This is a genomic window from Simiduia curdlanivorans (assembly GCF_030409605.1).
Classification (GTDB): domain Bacteria; phylum Pseudomonadota; class Gammaproteobacteria; order Pseudomonadales; family Cellvibrionaceae; genus Simiduia; species Simiduia curdlanivorans.
This window is the reverse complement of record NZ_JAUFQG010000006.1, coordinates 1,300,599-1,316,055: the sequence shown is the minus strand read 5'-3', so window position 1 is coordinate 1,316,055 and position 15,457 is coordinate 1,300,599. Positions and strand designations below refer to the sequence as shown.

Here is a 15,457-nt window from a genome sequence, read left to right as displayed (position 1 = left end):
AATTGGGACAGTTTTGTTGTGCTGGTTGGTAAGCCGGGGTTGGTTAGTATGATTTTCCCAATATTTAAGCATATACGTGATGGCATCCTATTCGCTCGGTGAGTTGCCGTGATGCGGCAGGGCCGTTATGGCGGCGCTGACTTTTGCCGAGACTATCGTGTTTATCCTGCGCCTAACCCTTCTTATTTAGCCGCGTAGGCCGTAAAATAGCCGCCGATTCCGACAAAGTTACTGTTCGGATGGTCATATTTCCCTGCATTTTGTAGGGTTTTATGCCACAGCAAGCTTTCTACCGGAGTTCTCTCCGTTAACCCGCAAGCTAAGCAAGATATTTAAGGTGGATAAACATGGCTATTGAACTGCCCGCGCTTCCCTACGCAATGGACGCCCTCGCGCCACACATCTCTAAAGAAACGTTAGAGTTTCATTACGGCAAGCATCACAAAACCTACGTGGATAAGCTGAATGGCTTGATCCCCGGCTCTGAGTTTGAAGGCAAAAGCTTAGAAGAGATCGTAAAGGCATCTTCTGGTGGCGTGTTTAACAATGCTGCGCAAATTTGGAACCATACCTTTTACTGGAACTGCTTGAGCCCCAATGGTGGCGGTGCAGCCTCTGGTAAAGTGGCTGCCGCAATCGACAGCGCTTTTGGCTCCTTCGACAAATTCAAAGAGGCTTTTACAACCTCTGCGATTAACAACTTCGGTTCGTCATGGACTTGGTTGGTGAAGAAGGCCGATGGCTCTTTGGCCATTGTGAACACCAGCAATGCCGCAACGCCACTGACAGACGCAGGTGTTACACCCTTGCTAACAGTGGATTTGTGGGAGCACGCCTACTACATCGATTACCGCAATGCCCGCCCAACTTACATGAACGCCTTCTGGTCGTTGGTGAATTGGGAGTTTGTGAACGCTAACTTCGCGTAAGCTAATCACAATCTCGTGGTAAAGATGCCGGGTTTTACCCGGCATTCTTTTGTCTGATGCTTATTCCTGATATAACGTCAGCTTGTTTTAATAAAGAGGCAGGCAGCTAAAAGACTGTCGAAGACTATGACCGAACGCAAAGAACCCACGCTAGGTAATCACACTGAGGCACCCGAAAGAGATGCGCGGCCAACCCGACCAGCGCGCCCCGCCAGTGCCGCGGCATCCGCGCCACCGAGACCAAGCCCGGCCATTCGCGCGGCGCAAGCCCAGGATAAATCGGGTTCTGGGTTAACCTTGTTTGCCTTAATTGTTGCCATCGCGGCCTTGGGCGGTAGCGGTTATGTGGCCTGGCAGGCGCAGCAGCTCGAAGTTCAAAACGCCCACTTGCGCAGCATGTTGGATGCCCGCATTGCCGAGCTCGAAGGCAAATTGACCATGACCGAGGGCGAGGCGATGGAATCGTCTGCGGCCTTTAAAGCCAAGCTGGTTTGGGCCGATTCGGAAATTCGCAAGCTCTGGGGTGTGTCTTACGATACCAATCGCAAGAATATCGAAGAGAATAAAAACGCCATTGAGGCGCTGTCTAAAAAGTTGGACAAAGCCAACGCGGGCTTGCTGGCCGATGTTAAAAAGCAACTGGGCAGCGTAGACGGTAAGTTTTTGGCCGCGCAGGCGACAGTTGATGAGCAGGTGAGTCGAATTCAAACACAGATGGATAAGTTGGCGGGCCTAGAAAAACAGTTTGGCACCTTGCGCAACGACCTATCCAATCGGATCAAAGTGAATGAAGAGGCTGTGAGGTCGATAGACGTTTATCGTCTGACCATTAATCGAGACCTGCGGCAGCTGCAAGACAAGGTCAACGCCTTGCAACCTAAATAATCTAAAGCCCTCTTCGCAGAGGGCTTTTTTTTGCCTACCGCTAACCTATGGCTGCTAACTGGCGGCCCCTATTGCGCAGCGCATCAACCTGCTGCAGGCTCCGCGCCACCAAGTTCCACTGCGCTGCGGCATCGTCGGCTTCGCGCTGGCTCGGCCCACAAGCGCCGCATTGCTGGCAGCAAACGGCGTGGGTGATTAAGTGGTGCACAAAATGTAATTGTGGGCTGTGGCAATAAGGGCAGGGCGCGAGCGCAGTTGCCATGATTCACTCCAAATAACAGGTTGATGGGTCATTGACGATTTTTTGGGGGAGGCGGTGACAGCCGACGCTAAGTCGGAAATGGATGGCTTTTGGTTATTAGTAGGCACCATCAAGGGGCAAAACCAAAGGCAAAATGGCTAAGCCTTACTACCGGCTTATCTTCTAGCGCCCCGTGCGAAAGGCCTAGAAACACGTTTGTCATGGAATTATTCTCGTTAAACGCTTACCCGAGTCTAGCCCTATATTTAGTGATTGCAAAGTGTTGGAGCCACTAAATGCGGATATTCTAGGTGATGGACGCACATTTACGCCCGCATTTTGTGGTTTGGCGTGCTTTTTAATTCACGCTAAGTTTTATCAGCCTCCGCCGCTTGGTGTAGAATTGCCGGCTACAACCCAGCCCAATGACGAGACCAAGATCATGACCGTGATTCGCCAGGATGATTTGATTGAGAGCGTTGCCGATGCGCTGCAATTTATCTCTTATTACCACCCGAAGGATTTTATCGACGCCGTGCATCAAGCCTACCTGCGCGAGCAAAGCAAAGCGGCGAAAGACGCCATGGCGCAAATCTTAATTAACTCGCGCATGTGTGCCATGGGCAAGCGCCCGATCTGCCAAGATACCGGCATCGTATCGGTTTTCGTAACCGTAGGTATGGATGTGCAGTGGCAGGGCGATATGGGCCTGGAAGACATGATCAACGAAGGCGTGCGCAGGGCTTATAAGTTACCGGACAATGTGTTGCGCGCGTCTGTTTTGGCCGACCCAGATGGCGCCAGAAAAAATACCGGCGACAACACGCCGGCGATGATCACCTACAAAATTGTGCCCGGCAATACCGTGGATGTGCACGTGGCAGCGAAAGGCGGTGGCAGCGAAGCGAAAACTAAATTCGCCATGCTCAACCCGTCCGATTCCGTGGTGGACTGGGTGCTCAACGTGGTGCCGCAAATGGGTGCCGGCTGGTGCCCGCCAGGCATGCTCGGCATTGGTATCGGTGGCACGGCCGACAAGGCCATGCAGATGGCCAAAGAATCTTTGTTAGACCCTATCGATATCCACGAGCTACAAGCGAAAGGCGCGAGCAACCGCAGCGAAGAATTGCGCTTGGAATTGTTTGATAAGGTCAATCGTCTAGGTATTGGCGCGCAGGGTTTGGGTGGTTTAACCACCGTGCTAGATGTAAAAGTAAAGGACTGCCCAACCCACGCGGCGAATAAGCCGATTGCGATTATTCCCAACTGTGCGGCCACCCGTCACGCGCATTTTGTGTTGGATGGCTCGGGCCCAGCGCTGCAAACACCACCGTCTTTGGAAGATTGGCCAGAAATTACCTGGGAGGTAGGCGACAGCGTGCGCCGTGTTGATTTAAATACCGTCACCAAAGAAGACGTGCAAAGCTGGCAGCCGGGCGAGACGGTTTTATTGTCTGGAAAAATGTTAACAGGCCGCGACGCTGCCCATAAAAAAATGGTGGATTTGTTGGCCAAGGGCGAGCCACTGCCTGTCTCTATGCAAGGCCGTTTCATTTACTACGTTGGCCCCGTTGATCCCGTGCGCGACGAAGCCGTTGGCCCCGCCGGGCCAACCACCGCCACGCGCATGGATAAATTTACCCGCACCATGCTCGAGCAAACTGGCTTGTTAGGCATGATCGGTAAAGCCGAGCGCGGGCCCATCGCCATCGATGCTATTCGCGATAACAAGGCCGTGTATTTAATGGCCGTTGGCGGCGCCGCGTATTTAGTTTCGCAAGCCATCAAATCGTCGAAGGTTTTGGGTTTCCCCGAATTAGGTATGGAAGCTATTTACGAGTTTGATGTAAAAGATATGCCGGTCACCGTGGCTGTGGACTCGAAAGGTGAGTCGGTGCATCAAACCGGGCCTAAGTTTTGGCAGGCGAAAATTGAAGAGGGCGTTCTCGAAGTTCAGTGAGTTGCCGCCGCTAGATTAAAGGTCGCTTAGGCGACCTTTTTTTATTCCTGAAAAAACATTTTGTTGAATTGGCGCCAAGAGTTTTAGCTACGCCATCGCGTTTTATCCGGTAAATTTCAATTTTTGTTGTGTTGCGCCTTGGATGCATACGTATGCAAGCAATACATACGTATGCAAGCCATTGCGGCACGCTCGTGCGTGAACCTACTATCGATGTCATGTGGGAGTTGTGTTCCAAAAAGTGTGAACACTTCGACTTATTGCTGGCTAGGTAATAGGTGCTCCTAAATAAAAAAGATAACAAAACACGGAGAAAATCATGTCTCAATCCCGCCGATTGCTGGGATTGTCGACACTTGCCGTTGTGCTGCTGGCGTTAGCTGGCTGTAAAACGGATGTGTCTGGCGATCAAAGCGACCTACTCACTTGTTCGAATAATCAAATACCCAATGAAGCCGGCACTATGTGCGTGGATAGGCCGCTGGAATGTGAGAGCGGTAAAATACCCGACGAAGCTGGCGAAATGTGTGTAGACGTACCTTTTGCAGGGCCAGACCCAGTGTATTTTCCCTCCGCAGATGAAGCGGTTATTTATTTAAATCGCCAACATATCGATCAAATCTACAGCGATTGGGTGCTGCATTTGTGGAATACCGATTGCACCGGCGGTTGGGCACCTCAGGTAACGTCCGATGCAACAGCGCCGACCAGTTGGCCGGACGGCCCGAGCATCAATGGCTCTGGTGTTGATCCCATTTACGGCGCCTACTGGGTGTTAAATATTCAGGCAAATTCGAGCTGTGGCCACTGGATTGTGCACAACCGAGCCGGCGACAACCAAACCAATAATAGCAAGCTGGAATTAGATGGCACAGGTAAATTCGCCCGCATGGCCTTTGTGATTGCCAAGGACGACATGCGCAGTGCCGACGTGAGCCAAGGTATTCCAATTTGTATTGGCGATAATGGTGTTTGTGAGGCACCTGAACCGCCAGCGCGCGCACTAAAAAATGCAGCTGCGCATTGGATTGATGCCAGCACCTTAGTGTGGAACAGCGGCGGCAGCGTCGACAAACTTTTTGCGGCCAGCAATGGCGGTATGGATCAAGACGCTGAAGGCAATATTACTGGCAGCGAGTTGTCGGCCAATTTGGTTGCAACCACTTTAACGCCCGAGCAAGCCGAGCGAGTTCCGCATTTAGCGAACTGGCCCGCTTACGCCGTGGATGGTTTGAGTGAAGCGCAAATCATCAGCGCCACCAAAGGTCAGATCTGGGTTACCGGTACCGATGGCAACGGCAGTTTAGTCGGCACCGAAGTGCAGACCGCACGCTTGCTAGACGCGCTTTATACCGAGGGCGAAGCCGATGCCGACGAAGCAGAGCTGGGTGTGGTCTATGCCGGCGGCGACATTACCGTATCGGTTTGGGCACCAACGGCGCACAGCGTTCGGTTAAAAGTATTTAACGATGGCTCGCCCAAGCGTTTGCTGGATACCGTAGACATGACGGTCGATGCGGCCACCGGTATTTGGTCTTACACCGATAGCGAAGAGCGTTTAGATCGCCGCTTTTACCGTTTCGCCGCCAGCATTTATGATCGCGAAAATGATGTAATCGCTAACATTGAATCGACCGACCCCTATTCAGTAGGTGCTGCCGAGCGCAGTTACTACTCGCAATTTGTCAATTTGAACGACGACGACACGCAGCCAGAGGGTTGGGGCAGCGTAACGCCGCCGACGCTGGCAACGCCAGAAAGTGCCGTGATTTACGAAGGCCATGTGCGTGACTTTTCTATTTTGGATCAGTCTACGAGTGAAGCTAATCGCGGAAAATATCTCGCGTTTACCGAGTCTGGTTCTGTGCCTATGCAACATTTGGCTGAACTAAAACAGTCGGGTTTAACGCATTTTCATGCACTGCCCACCGCCGACATAGCCACCATTGACGAAAGGGAAGAAGCGCGTATTGAGGTTACCGACACCGTAGCCAAGCTTTGCGCTATAGCGCCTTCAGCGCCGGTTTGTGGTGTTGAGTCAAACAGCGCGACATTAATTTCGCTGCTTCAGGGTTATGAACCCACCAGCAACGATGCAAAAAATCTAGTTGAGGCCATGCGCGAGTTCGATGGCTTTAACTGGGGTTACGACCCGTTGTTGTTCAATGTGCCGGAAGGTTCTTATGCCTCGGATGCCGATGGTATAGCGCGCATTAAAGAACTGCGCGCCATGAACCAAGCGCTTAACGCCATGGGCCTGCGCACAGTAATGGATGTGGTGTACAACCACACCGCCGGTGCTGGTTTGGTTTATGCCTCTTCTACCTTCGATAAATTGGTGCCCGGTTACTACTACCGTCGCAATCCTACAAGCGGAGCTATTGAAACTGTGTCTTGTTGTAACGATACCGCGCCGGAAAATGCCATGTTTGGCAAATTCGTAAAAGACAGCGTGGTGCATTGGGCTAAACATTACGGCTACAACGATTTTCGTTTTGATTTAATGACCTTTATTCCTAAGTCTGTGGTGTTGGCCGCGCGCGACGCGGTACACGAGTTTGCCCCCGACAGCTATTTTTACGGCGAAGGTTGGAACATGGGTGGTAGCTCCGAAAACGATGCCATCTTCGAGCGCTCAGTGCAGCGCAACATGACCGGCACCGGCGTTGGTACTTTCAATGATGTCATGCGCGATCCAATGCGCGAGCTGAAGCTGGTTAAAGGCGAAAATGTGGACAAGATCCGCATCGGCTTGGCGGGTAATCTCGCCGGTTTCGAGTTCTACAACTCCGCGAGTGCCAAGGTCACCGGCGACACGGTGGGTGGTTACACCGCCGATCCTCAGGAAAGCATTAACTACGTATCCAAGCACGACAACGAAACCTTGTGGGACATGATCCAAAAGCAAGATGCGTTGGATGGTTACGATGATGCCGATAATTTGGTTTCGACCGTCAGCGCAGCCAATCGCGCGCGCATTCAAAACCTAACCTTGTCCTTGAACATGCTGAGCCAAGGTGTGCCCTTCTTCCACATGGGCTCAGACTTGTTGCGCTCTAAATCAATGGACCGCAACACCTACGATGCCGGTGACTGGTATAACTATGTAGACTTCACCCAGAACACCAATAACTGGGCAGTGGGAATGCCACTGGATCGCGGTAACAGTAGCGAAGACTGGATTCGTACGCAGTTTAATAACGCCAACACCTTGCCAGTAGCCGCTGACATTCAGCTAAGTAGTGATGTCTTTAATGAGTTTCTACGTATTGCTCAGACATCGGCCCTGTTCAGCCTGCCGGATTTGGCATCGGTAAGTGACCGCCTCGGCTTTCACAACACGGGTACTGACCAGGTTGATGGTGTTATTGCTATGAGCTTGGATGATGGCACGGGCCTTACTGATTTGGACCCCGCTTTCGATGCAATCATGGTGGTGTTCAATGGCAATGGCGCTGAGACTTCCATCGACGTTCGCACCGCGAGTGGCTTTAGTTTGCACCCAGTGCAGGCGGCGAGTGCCGACGCGCTTGTGCGCGATGCAAGCTTCAGCGAAGCCGTGCGCGACGAAGGTGGTGAAAATGTGACCTACGGTACCTTCACCGTTCCGGCCTATACCACGGCTGTGTTTGTGAAAACCCAAGCCGGTGCGCAAGGTTCAGGTTTGTCGGCAGGTGCTACGGTGCCCGCTACCGGCGCTATTGATAACCCCTTCGATGTGGGTGTTTATTTGCGTGGTGATATGACGGGCTGGAGTACTAATTCGCCCTTCTTCTTCACCAGCGATGGCGTATTTACTGCTTTTGCCGACCTGACGGCCGCTACGAATTATGGCTTCAAGATTGCGTCAGCCGATTGGAATACGGTTGATTTTGGCAACAGTAATCCACTTGTTGAGCTGGATAAACCTAAGACACTTAATCCTGGTGAGGGCAATCTTAGCTTCACGCCCGGGGTGAGTGGTCGCTACAGATTCAGTGTCAACGTAACAACCCCAGGTGCGCCAGTCCTTACTATCTCGCGGGATTTGCCTAGCTACGCAAATACCCTGTATTTAAAAGGTGGCATGAACGGGTGGGCTGATGTCGACGCGATGACCTATTTAGGCGACAACCTTTACAGTCTGGTGCTGACGCTAGCTCAAGGGGATCAGGGCTTTAAAATTGCGGATACCTCTTGGGGTGCGCCAGATTTAGGTGGTGCAAGCGCTGGCCTGACACTTATAGCGAACAGTCAGCTGGGTCTACAAAATGGTGATAGTCAAAATTTGACCGTCAGCATTGGTGAAGATCTAGGTGGTGACTATCGCTTCAACTTGTATGCCGCTGACACTGAACAGCCAGTACTTGATCTAGTGGTGTCCGGCGGCTTCCAGACAGATCTATACATCAAGGGGTCTATGAACAGTTGGGGTATTGGTAATCCGATGACCCATCTAGGCGGTGGCATTCATCAGGTTGATATCACACTTGCTCAAGGCGGTTATGAATTTAAGCTCGCGACAGCGGGATGGGAGACTGAATTCTCCTGTAGCTGCTTGCTTAAATCGTTTGAAAAATCTCAGATGCAGCGCGGAGGCGGTAACAGTCAGCTGGTGGTGGAAAAGACCAGTGTGACCTATCGCATTACCTTGGACACTAACTTCGCCGAGCCACGGGTTACCGTGGTAGAGCTGCCCTGATCATAAGGGGCGGCGCTGCCGCCCCGACCAAGCGAGGAAAACGCTATGCAAAAATTTATATTGAAACCACTGGCCGCAGTTATAGCTCTGTCATTGGGAGGTGCTTTAGCGCCGTTAGTTGTTGCGCAAGAAATTGAGGCCGCTGATTCTCTAGAAGAAATCGAAGTCGTCGGCATTCGCCGCTCTATTCAAAACGCGCTAGACATTAAGCGCGATGCCGACACCATTGTGGAGGCTATTTCAGCGGCCGACATGGGCGGTTTGCCGGATATGTCTATCGCCGATTCATTGGCGCGTTTACCCGGTGTTACTTTCGATCGCACCGGCGGCCAAGCCGGGCGTATTCAATTGCGCGGCATGGGCGCAGGTTTTGTGTTCTCTACCATGAATGGCAGAGAGCAGGTCACTACCGATACTCGCGGTACGCGCGAAATTGATTTCAGCCAATACCCGTCGGAATTGCTGTCTAATGTGGCCGTGTATAAATCCCCGAAGGCTTCGCTGATTGAAGGCGGTGTGGCTGGTACCGTGGATATGCGCACGGCTAACCCACTTGAAAATCAAGAAGCGCACAAAACTTTTGTGAGTGTGCGGGGCTCTTACAATGATCGCGCCGGCGATGTTGCTAACGCCGACGAGCTTGGCAACCGCTTAACCCTGTCGTACATGGGCAAGTTCCTGGATGACACCTTAGGGGTGGGTCTTGGCTACGCGCACATGAAGCAATCAAACGCTGCTACCGAATCCATTGGCCTCACCTATTCGTTGGTGGAAGATAAAAATAGTCCCGCATATGGCTTGCGCCTTTCTGAAGGTTTTGAATTTCAGCAAAACGGCGGTGTCGACGAACGCGACGGCTACATGGGCACCTTGGTCTTTGAGCCAACAGATAATTTTACCGCCAAGGCCGATGTATTTTATTCCGAATTTGAAACCAATACGTTTGCTAGTGGCTTTCGAGTAAACACTCTTCGCGATGGCGATCTCTATAACCTAGTTACCGATGGCGATATTGTTACCGGCGGTACAGCTGCAACAGATCCCGATGCGCCATCGCTGATTAATTTTCAGGTGATTAACGACGACTCATCAGAAACAGCAGAAATTTTTTCTGGCGGTCTAAATCTAGAGTACCGTGGCGACGGCTGGCAGGTCGCGCTGGATTATGCCCATTCAGAATCAGAAGCCTTTGAAACCGATGGCATCTCTCGCTCGCATCTTTATAACCCAGTTGACGATGGCAATGGCGGCACCTTGTGGGAGCGCGACGGCGATCAGCAATTGGTGTGGCAAAACAACGGGCTTAGCATCCCAAATGTTGCCTTTAACCAAGACTATACCGACCTTAACCATTTGCGTTTAACCAGCTACGAAGTGTACCCGCATTTAAGTAGTGACCAATCGGACGCGCTAAAGCTGGACGGTAAAGTGGATGTGAACTGGGGCCCCATTGTTTCTTTGGAAGCTGGGGTTCGTGTATCGGAGCGTCAGTACGAGCAGTCCCGTCAAGTATTTGTCTACGATGGCAATGGCACCGGTAACTACAGCACTGATTACAGTTTGGCAATTTTGCCTAGCGATGCTGAACAAATCGGCTGGACTGGTGATTTCTCACACTTTCCAAGTTATTTAGCCGTAGATGCCAAGGGCGTTTTTGATCGCGCCGTGGCAGCAGGGCTGGTGTTAGATAAGGAGGGTAACCCGCGCGATACTTCACCGCGCGCGCGCTGGAGTGAAAACCGCGATTGGTCTATGCGCGAACGCGCTGATGTAGAAGAAAACGTTACCGCTTTTTATCTATCAGCCAACTTTGAAACAGAAATTGCCGGCCGAGGCCTAACCGGAAATTTGGGTGTGCGCGTGGTTGAAACCGAGCAGTATTCAATCGGCCTTATTCCCTTGGAATTGTCTGATGACCCGCTGCAGCCTAGCGACATTGTGTTAGATGAATTAGGTGAGTCGAACCTAGAGTACGACCAAGATTTGCAAGTAGAGCGCGCCGGCGAAACCTACGTTAAAACCTTGCCGTCATTAAATTTAAACTATGCACTCACTGAAAATGACAACCTGCGTTTCAGTGCCGCAACCGTAATGTCGCGCGCCCCCATCGCTCAGCTGGGCAACGTGAAAAGTGGTTCGGTATCAGAAACCGCCGACAACTCAGGTATAGCGCGCTACGATTTAAATCAGGCCAGCAACCCTTATTTGCGACCGTTTGAAGCAGACCAGGTGGACCTATCTTACGAGCATTACTTTGAAGACGGCGATGGCGCCATTGTGGTTGCGGTGTACAACAAAGACGTAAAAAATCGCATTCAAACCGTAACCTATAAAGACTTCTTCGTTGAAGATTATTTGGCGTTCGGCATACCGCGCCCAGACTATATGTACGTAGAAAAGCCAGGTCAATTACCGCGAGAAATTCCTGTGGTACAAGGCGATTATACCTTGGCAACCAATAACGACGAAGGCGGCTACATTCGCGGTGTCGAGTTGGCTTACACCCAAACCCTTAGCATGTTGCCAGCGCCTTGGAATGGTTTAGGTTTTACTGCCGGCTACGCCCATGTAGACAGCGAAATTACCACGCCTAGCATCTTTACTGATGAGCCAGGTGCAGTAACAGAGTTCCCAGGTTTATCACCGCATTCAGGTAACTTGATGCTGTTTTACACCTACGAGAATTTTGAAACGCGTGTGTCTGGTGTTTATCAAAGTAAGCGTACCGATGAGGTTGTTGGTATCAACGTGAACCCAACTATTCGTGCCGCCTCTACCGTGTGGGATTTCCAAGCTAAATATGGCTTCGATATGGGCATGGACCTTGTGTTTTCGGTGCACAACTTAACTGACGAACCTAACGTCAATTATTTTGGTACCGAAAGTGCAACAGGCTCCATCTCTTATTACGGCCGCCAGTATTACTTGGGTGTGAATTATAGTTTTTGACAGTTGACAGTTGACAGTTGACAGCTAAAAGCTAGAAAAATTAATTGCCGCGACACTTAGTGTCGCGGCTTTTTTTTGCCTGTGAAAACCTCCTGCGAGGCCTCGATCTAGCTATTCTTGTGCGTGCGCATTCGAGAATGTGTACTCTGATGTAAAAAGTAAAATCAGTTATTGCAGAAAAAATTAAGGGGCCGATTGGCCCCTTAGTCATGCAGAAAGGTCAATAAGTTGGCGTTAGTTATCTTCCTTCACGAACACCACTGAAACCGCGCCAGCAATCATGGCGCCACCGGCCAGCATCAATATATAGATAGCTTCATTGGCGAATACATTGTGCAGTATCCAGCCGGCGAATAGGCCGGAAATGATTTGTGGTGCGGCGATGGTGAAGTTGAAAATGCCCATGTAAACACCGGTTTTATCGGCCGGTAAGGTATCGGATAAAATCGCGTAGGGCATCGCCAGAATCGCGGCCCACGCCATGCCCACGCCGATCATAGGCAACAATAAGCCGACGGCGCCTTTCGGTACATCCACTTCGGTAATGAACAGATTGACGTGAGTGAGTTCCGGGTTTTGAAACAGCAGAAAACTGATATAACCCAAACCGCCGGCGAGCAGTGAAACGGCGTATACAGGTTTGCGCCCGAAGGTCATCGACAGCTTGGTGAGTAACACCGAAAAAATCGCGGCAAATAACGAGTAGCCGGCAAACAAAATACCTACCCAGTCACCGGCAGCACCTTTCGCTGCGGCAATATCGGCGGGAATACTCTCGAGTGATTGCAGGTAGGTTGGGTCAAACCATTTTGCCTCTATGCCCCACACGTATTGGGTGATGGCCGGTGTGGTGTAAACCCACATGATAAACAACGCAAACCAGCTGAAGAACTGCACCAATGCAAGCTGGCGCATGGTTTTTGGCATGTTGATAAACAGCTGCCAAAATTCCGCCAACTTTTTACCAATAGATTTCGGTGCGTTAGCTTTGGCAAGGGTATCTGCATCTAAACCCTTATAGGCGTTGTATTCCTCTGGCGGATATTCTTTGGTGCGCAATACCGTCCACAAAACTGTGCCGAATAAAATTGTTGCACCGAGATAAAAGGCCCAGGTAACGGAGGGTGCCACTTGGCCAACGTTGGCGGTATTTTCTAAGCCGATAACGTTAGTTAACAAGAACGGCAGGATGGAGCCGAACACCGCACCAATGTTAATCAGTAACGATTGAATGGAATAGCCCAGCGTGCGCTGTTCGCTTGGCACCATGTCGGCAACCAAGGCGCGGAAGGGTTGCATGGTCACATTAAACGCGCCATCCATCAGTGCCAGCATCATGCCGCCGAAAATCATCGGCGCTAAAAAAGCGACGAATAGTGGCGCATTGGGCATTAACAACATGCCTGCGGCGGCGGCAATAGCGCCGCCTAAAATATAGGGCCGGCGGCGACCGAAGCGGTTCCAAGTTTTATCCGATGCGGCACCGACAATGGGTTGCACCAGCAAGCCCATAATGGGCGCGGCCAACCAAAACAGCGACAGAGAATGCAAGTCTGCGCCCAAATCTGATAGCACACGGCTGACGTTGGCATTTTGTAGCGCGAAGCCGAACTGCACGCCAAGAAAGCCGAAGCTGACGTTCCACACTTGCCAAAAGGGCAAAATCGGTTGCTTTTTACTGGGTTGGCTCATGAAATTTTACCTAATTGTTTTTATGGTTTTGTAGTCATTGTAACGAATAAAAAGCGGGTCACAGTGTGACCCAAAGCGGTGCATAAAGGGTTAATGATTTTGTCCATCAGTGCCAGTTGTGTCGCTGCTTGCTTTCGTAGCCAGTGCATCGAGCAGTGCCACGAGTTCCGGGTTGTTGTTAGCCTGGTTAAGCACTAATACTTCAATGCCATGGGCGGGCACGCTGATGTCTAGGCTGTGGTTGCTTACCGTTTGCGTGCCGCCTTGAACTTGCGCTTGCCATTGACCGTTGCTGAGCAAACCCGAGAGCGCGAAGGCATGTTCGCTATCGCCTTTGTTTAGCAACACGAGCGCCGTTTGCTGGCCTGTTTCGGTTTCTAAAATGCGTAAAAACGCCGCTGTATTTTCTTCAAAAGCGATATTCACTTGTACGCCGCGCTGCAGCGCCGGCAACTTTTTACGCAAGTGCGCGACCCGTGTCAGGGCTTGATGAATGGGGTGCTTTTGGGCTTGCTTAATATTGTCTTCGCCGTAGTAGTTGCGCGAGCCTTGGTGTTCTTTCATGCCGCGCTCGAAACCCATTTCTGAGCCGTAGTACACTTGCGGGATACCGCGCACGGTGAACAGGAAATTATTGGCGTCGATAAAGCCCTTATCGTCTGCATCCAAGCGCTGCACGTCATGGTTGTCGTAAAAGGTCACCAGATCATAGACATTGTGATAGATGCCGTCGTTTAAATGCAGCGCGTTGAGTGCCTCGCTATAGGGTGCTTGCGCTTGGCCAAACATGGCGAACATGGCTTTCTGTAAGGGGAAATCTAAAACGCTAACGCCGCCATTTTCCGGCTTGGTGTGCTCGGCAATAAACGCGGCATCGTAGTTCCACGATTCGCCAAACATAAAATAACCCGGGTGCACGGCTCGAATGCGGTCGGCAACGGTTTTCCAGAAATGATGGGGCACGTGCTTGATGGTATCGATGCGAATGGCATTGGCGCCTTGGTCTATCCATTGCAAATAAGAGCCCACTAGGTAGTCTACCAGCGCGGGGTTATTTTCATTGAAGTCTGACAGCTGCGCGACGTCTGGCTTGCGGTTATACAAGGCGTGCAGGGGTTGATCGTCGCTGAGTTCCGTGGGGTGAAGGTTTTGATGATCGGCGATGAGCGTGCCATCTTTAGCAAACAATTTACCGAAGTTGCTGATTTGCCTTGGCGCCGTATAGGACGGTGAGCCATGGTTGCCGACGATATCCAGCACTGTCTTCAAGCCAAAATCTTGTTTTAGTGCGCTGTTGAGCTGGCGGTAGTCTAAGTCAGCTGAGGGCAGGTGTTCGTCTAGGGTGTAGAAGTTCACGCCCCAGTAGCCGTGAAAGCCGGTTTTGCCGCCATCACCCCACTGGTCGTAACCCACTGGATCGCCGCCGTTAAAGGCCGCATCTGGGTTGTCGATAATGGGCGTCATCCACACAGCGGTAAAACCCATGTCTTGAATGTACTGGGCGTTATTGAGTAGGCCCTTAAAATCGCCACCCATATAGCCAACGTTGGCGCTGCGGCCCTCCGGGCCGTCGAAATGGCGATTAAAGCTGTGCCACTGACCAGCGTCTATATCCGCGCCCTGTTGTTCAAAGTTATTGCTTTTGTCGCCATCCACAAATCGGTCTGTGAGCACGAAATAAATCGCTTCGCTGGCCCAGGGCTCTTCTGTGCCTATCACCACCCTAGGTGGCGCAGTATCCGCGTTGACGGGCTTGTCGCTGCTATTATTCGTGTTATTAGGGGAACAGGCCGAAAGGCTTGCTAGGCTGATGGCTAACGCCAATGCGGTGCAAGAGTTGTGCATGGTGGCTCCGGTAAGGGTTCTAAAAAAATGACCCGCCGCCAGCCGGCAATTGAGCCGTTTGGCGGGGGCAAAGAACGAGAGGACTAACAATCACAATACATCCATAGGTTATTCCATAAGGCCCGTGAAGACCTAGAATCTGACCAATAATACATACGTATTCATAGGCTTAGGCGCGTTAGTTGGACGCTCGTCTGCTATGCATACGTATGTAGTCACTTGCTGTACTTTGGCCCGCTCCAGTATGTTGCATTTATCGAAAACAATAATGAATT

General features: G+C 51.3%; 8 protein-coding genes. 5 read left to right on the top strand and 3 right to left on the bottom strand.

Features of this window, described 5'->3' with window-relative positions; all coding sequences use genetic code 11:
• Positions 1 to 347 precede the first annotated feature (347 nt).
• Together QWY82_RS19675 and QWY82_RS19670 are read left to right on the top strand one after the other, a co-directional pair.
• Positions 348 to 929 carry a superoxide dismutase gene (locus QWY82_RS19675; RefSeq protein WP_290265640.1) on the top strand — a complete coding sequence of 194 codons (582 nt, stop codon included), beginning with the start codon at positions 348 to 350 and terminating at the stop codon, positions 927 to 929.
• A gap of 126 nt (positions 930 to 1,055) precedes the next feature.
• A complete protein-coding gene (locus tag QWY82_RS19670) occupies positions 1,056 to 1,814 on the top strand; it encodes a hypothetical protein (protein ID WP_290265638.1) in 759 nt (252 codons plus the stop codon).
• Between the two features lie 40 nt (positions 1,815 to 1,854).
• Here the strand turns inward: QWY82_RS19670 and QWY82_RS19665 are convergent, their stop codons facing one another.
• Positions 1,855 to 2,076 (bottom strand): Lar family restriction alleviation protein, encoded by a 222-nt coding sequence (locus QWY82_RS19665; RefSeq protein WP_290265636.1) that lies wholly within the window; start codon positions 2,074 to 2,076, stop codon positions 1,855 to 1,857.
• Positions 2,077 to 2,494: 418 nt separating this feature from the next.
• On the opposite strand from QWY82_RS19665, the gene QWY82_RS19660 reads away from it, so the two are divergent.
• The 3 genes from QWY82_RS19660 to QWY82_RS19650 all read left to right on the top strand — a co-directional run bounded on the left by QWY82_RS19660 (position 2,495) and on the right by QWY82_RS19650 (position 11,645).
• On the top strand, positions 2,495 to 4,015 hold the full coding sequence (locus tag QWY82_RS19660) for a fumarate hydratase (protein ID WP_290265745.1): 1,521 nt from the start codon (positions 2,495 to 2,497) through the stop codon (positions 4,013 to 4,015).
• 319 nt (positions 4,016 to 4,334) lie between these two features.
• On the top strand, positions 4,335 to 8,696 hold the full coding sequence (locus tag QWY82_RS19655; RefSeq protein WP_290265634.1) for an alpha-1,6-glucosidase domain-containing protein: 4,362 nt from the start codon (positions 4,335 to 4,337) through the stop codon (positions 8,694 to 8,696).
• Between the two features lie 45 nt (positions 8,697 to 8,741).
• Positions 8,742 to 11,645 (top strand): TonB-dependent receptor, encoded by a 2,904-nt coding sequence (locus QWY82_RS19650; RefSeq protein ID WP_290265632.1) that lies wholly within the window; start codon positions 8,742 to 8,744, stop codon positions 11,643 to 11,645.
• Between the two features lie 234 nt (positions 11,646 to 11,879).
• Here the strand turns inward: QWY82_RS19650 and QWY82_RS19645 are convergent, their stop codons facing one another.
• Entirely contained in the window at positions 11,880 to 13,337 is a 1,458-nt protein-coding gene (locus QWY82_RS19645) for an MFS transporter (RefSeq protein WP_290265630.1), read from the bottom strand.
• Positions 13,338 to 13,427: 90 nt separating this feature from the next.
• On the bottom strand, positions 13,428 to 15,182 hold the full coding sequence (locus QWY82_RS19640; protein ID WP_290265628.1) for an alpha-amylase family glycosyl hydrolase: 1,755 nt from the start codon (positions 15,180 to 15,182) through the stop codon (positions 13,428 to 13,430).
• Between the last annotated feature and the right edge of the window lie 275 nt (positions 15,183 to 15,457).

Bases quoted from the DNA above. Each gene is read 5' to 3' on its own strand.
- QWY82_RS19650 (WP_290265632.1), top strand. From the start codon at position 8,742: ATGCAAAAATTTATATTGAAACCACTGGCCGCAGTTATAGCTCTGTCA.
- QWY82_RS19645 (WP_290265630.1), bottom strand. From the start codon at position 13,337: ATGAGCCAACCCAGTAAAAAGCAACCGATTTTGCCCTTTTGGCAAGTG.
- QWY82_RS19655 (WP_290265634.1), top strand. From the start codon at position 4,335: ATGTCTCAATCCCGCCGATTGCTGGGATTGTCGACACTTGCCGTTGTG.
- QWY82_RS19675 (WP_290265640.1), top strand. From the start codon at position 348: ATGGCTATTGAACTGCCCGCGCTTCCCTACGCAATGGACGCCCTCGCG.
- QWY82_RS19665 (WP_290265636.1), bottom strand. From the start codon at position 2,076: ATGGCAACTGCGCTCGCGCCCTGCCCTTATTGCCACAGCCCACAATTA.
- QWY82_RS19670 (WP_290265638.1), top strand. From the start codon at position 1,056: ATGACCGAACGCAAAGAACCCACGCTAGGTAATCACACTGAGGCACCC.
- QWY82_RS19640 (WP_290265628.1), bottom strand. From the start codon at position 15,182: ATGCACAACTCTTGCACCGCATTGGCGTTAGCCATCAGCCTAGCAAGC.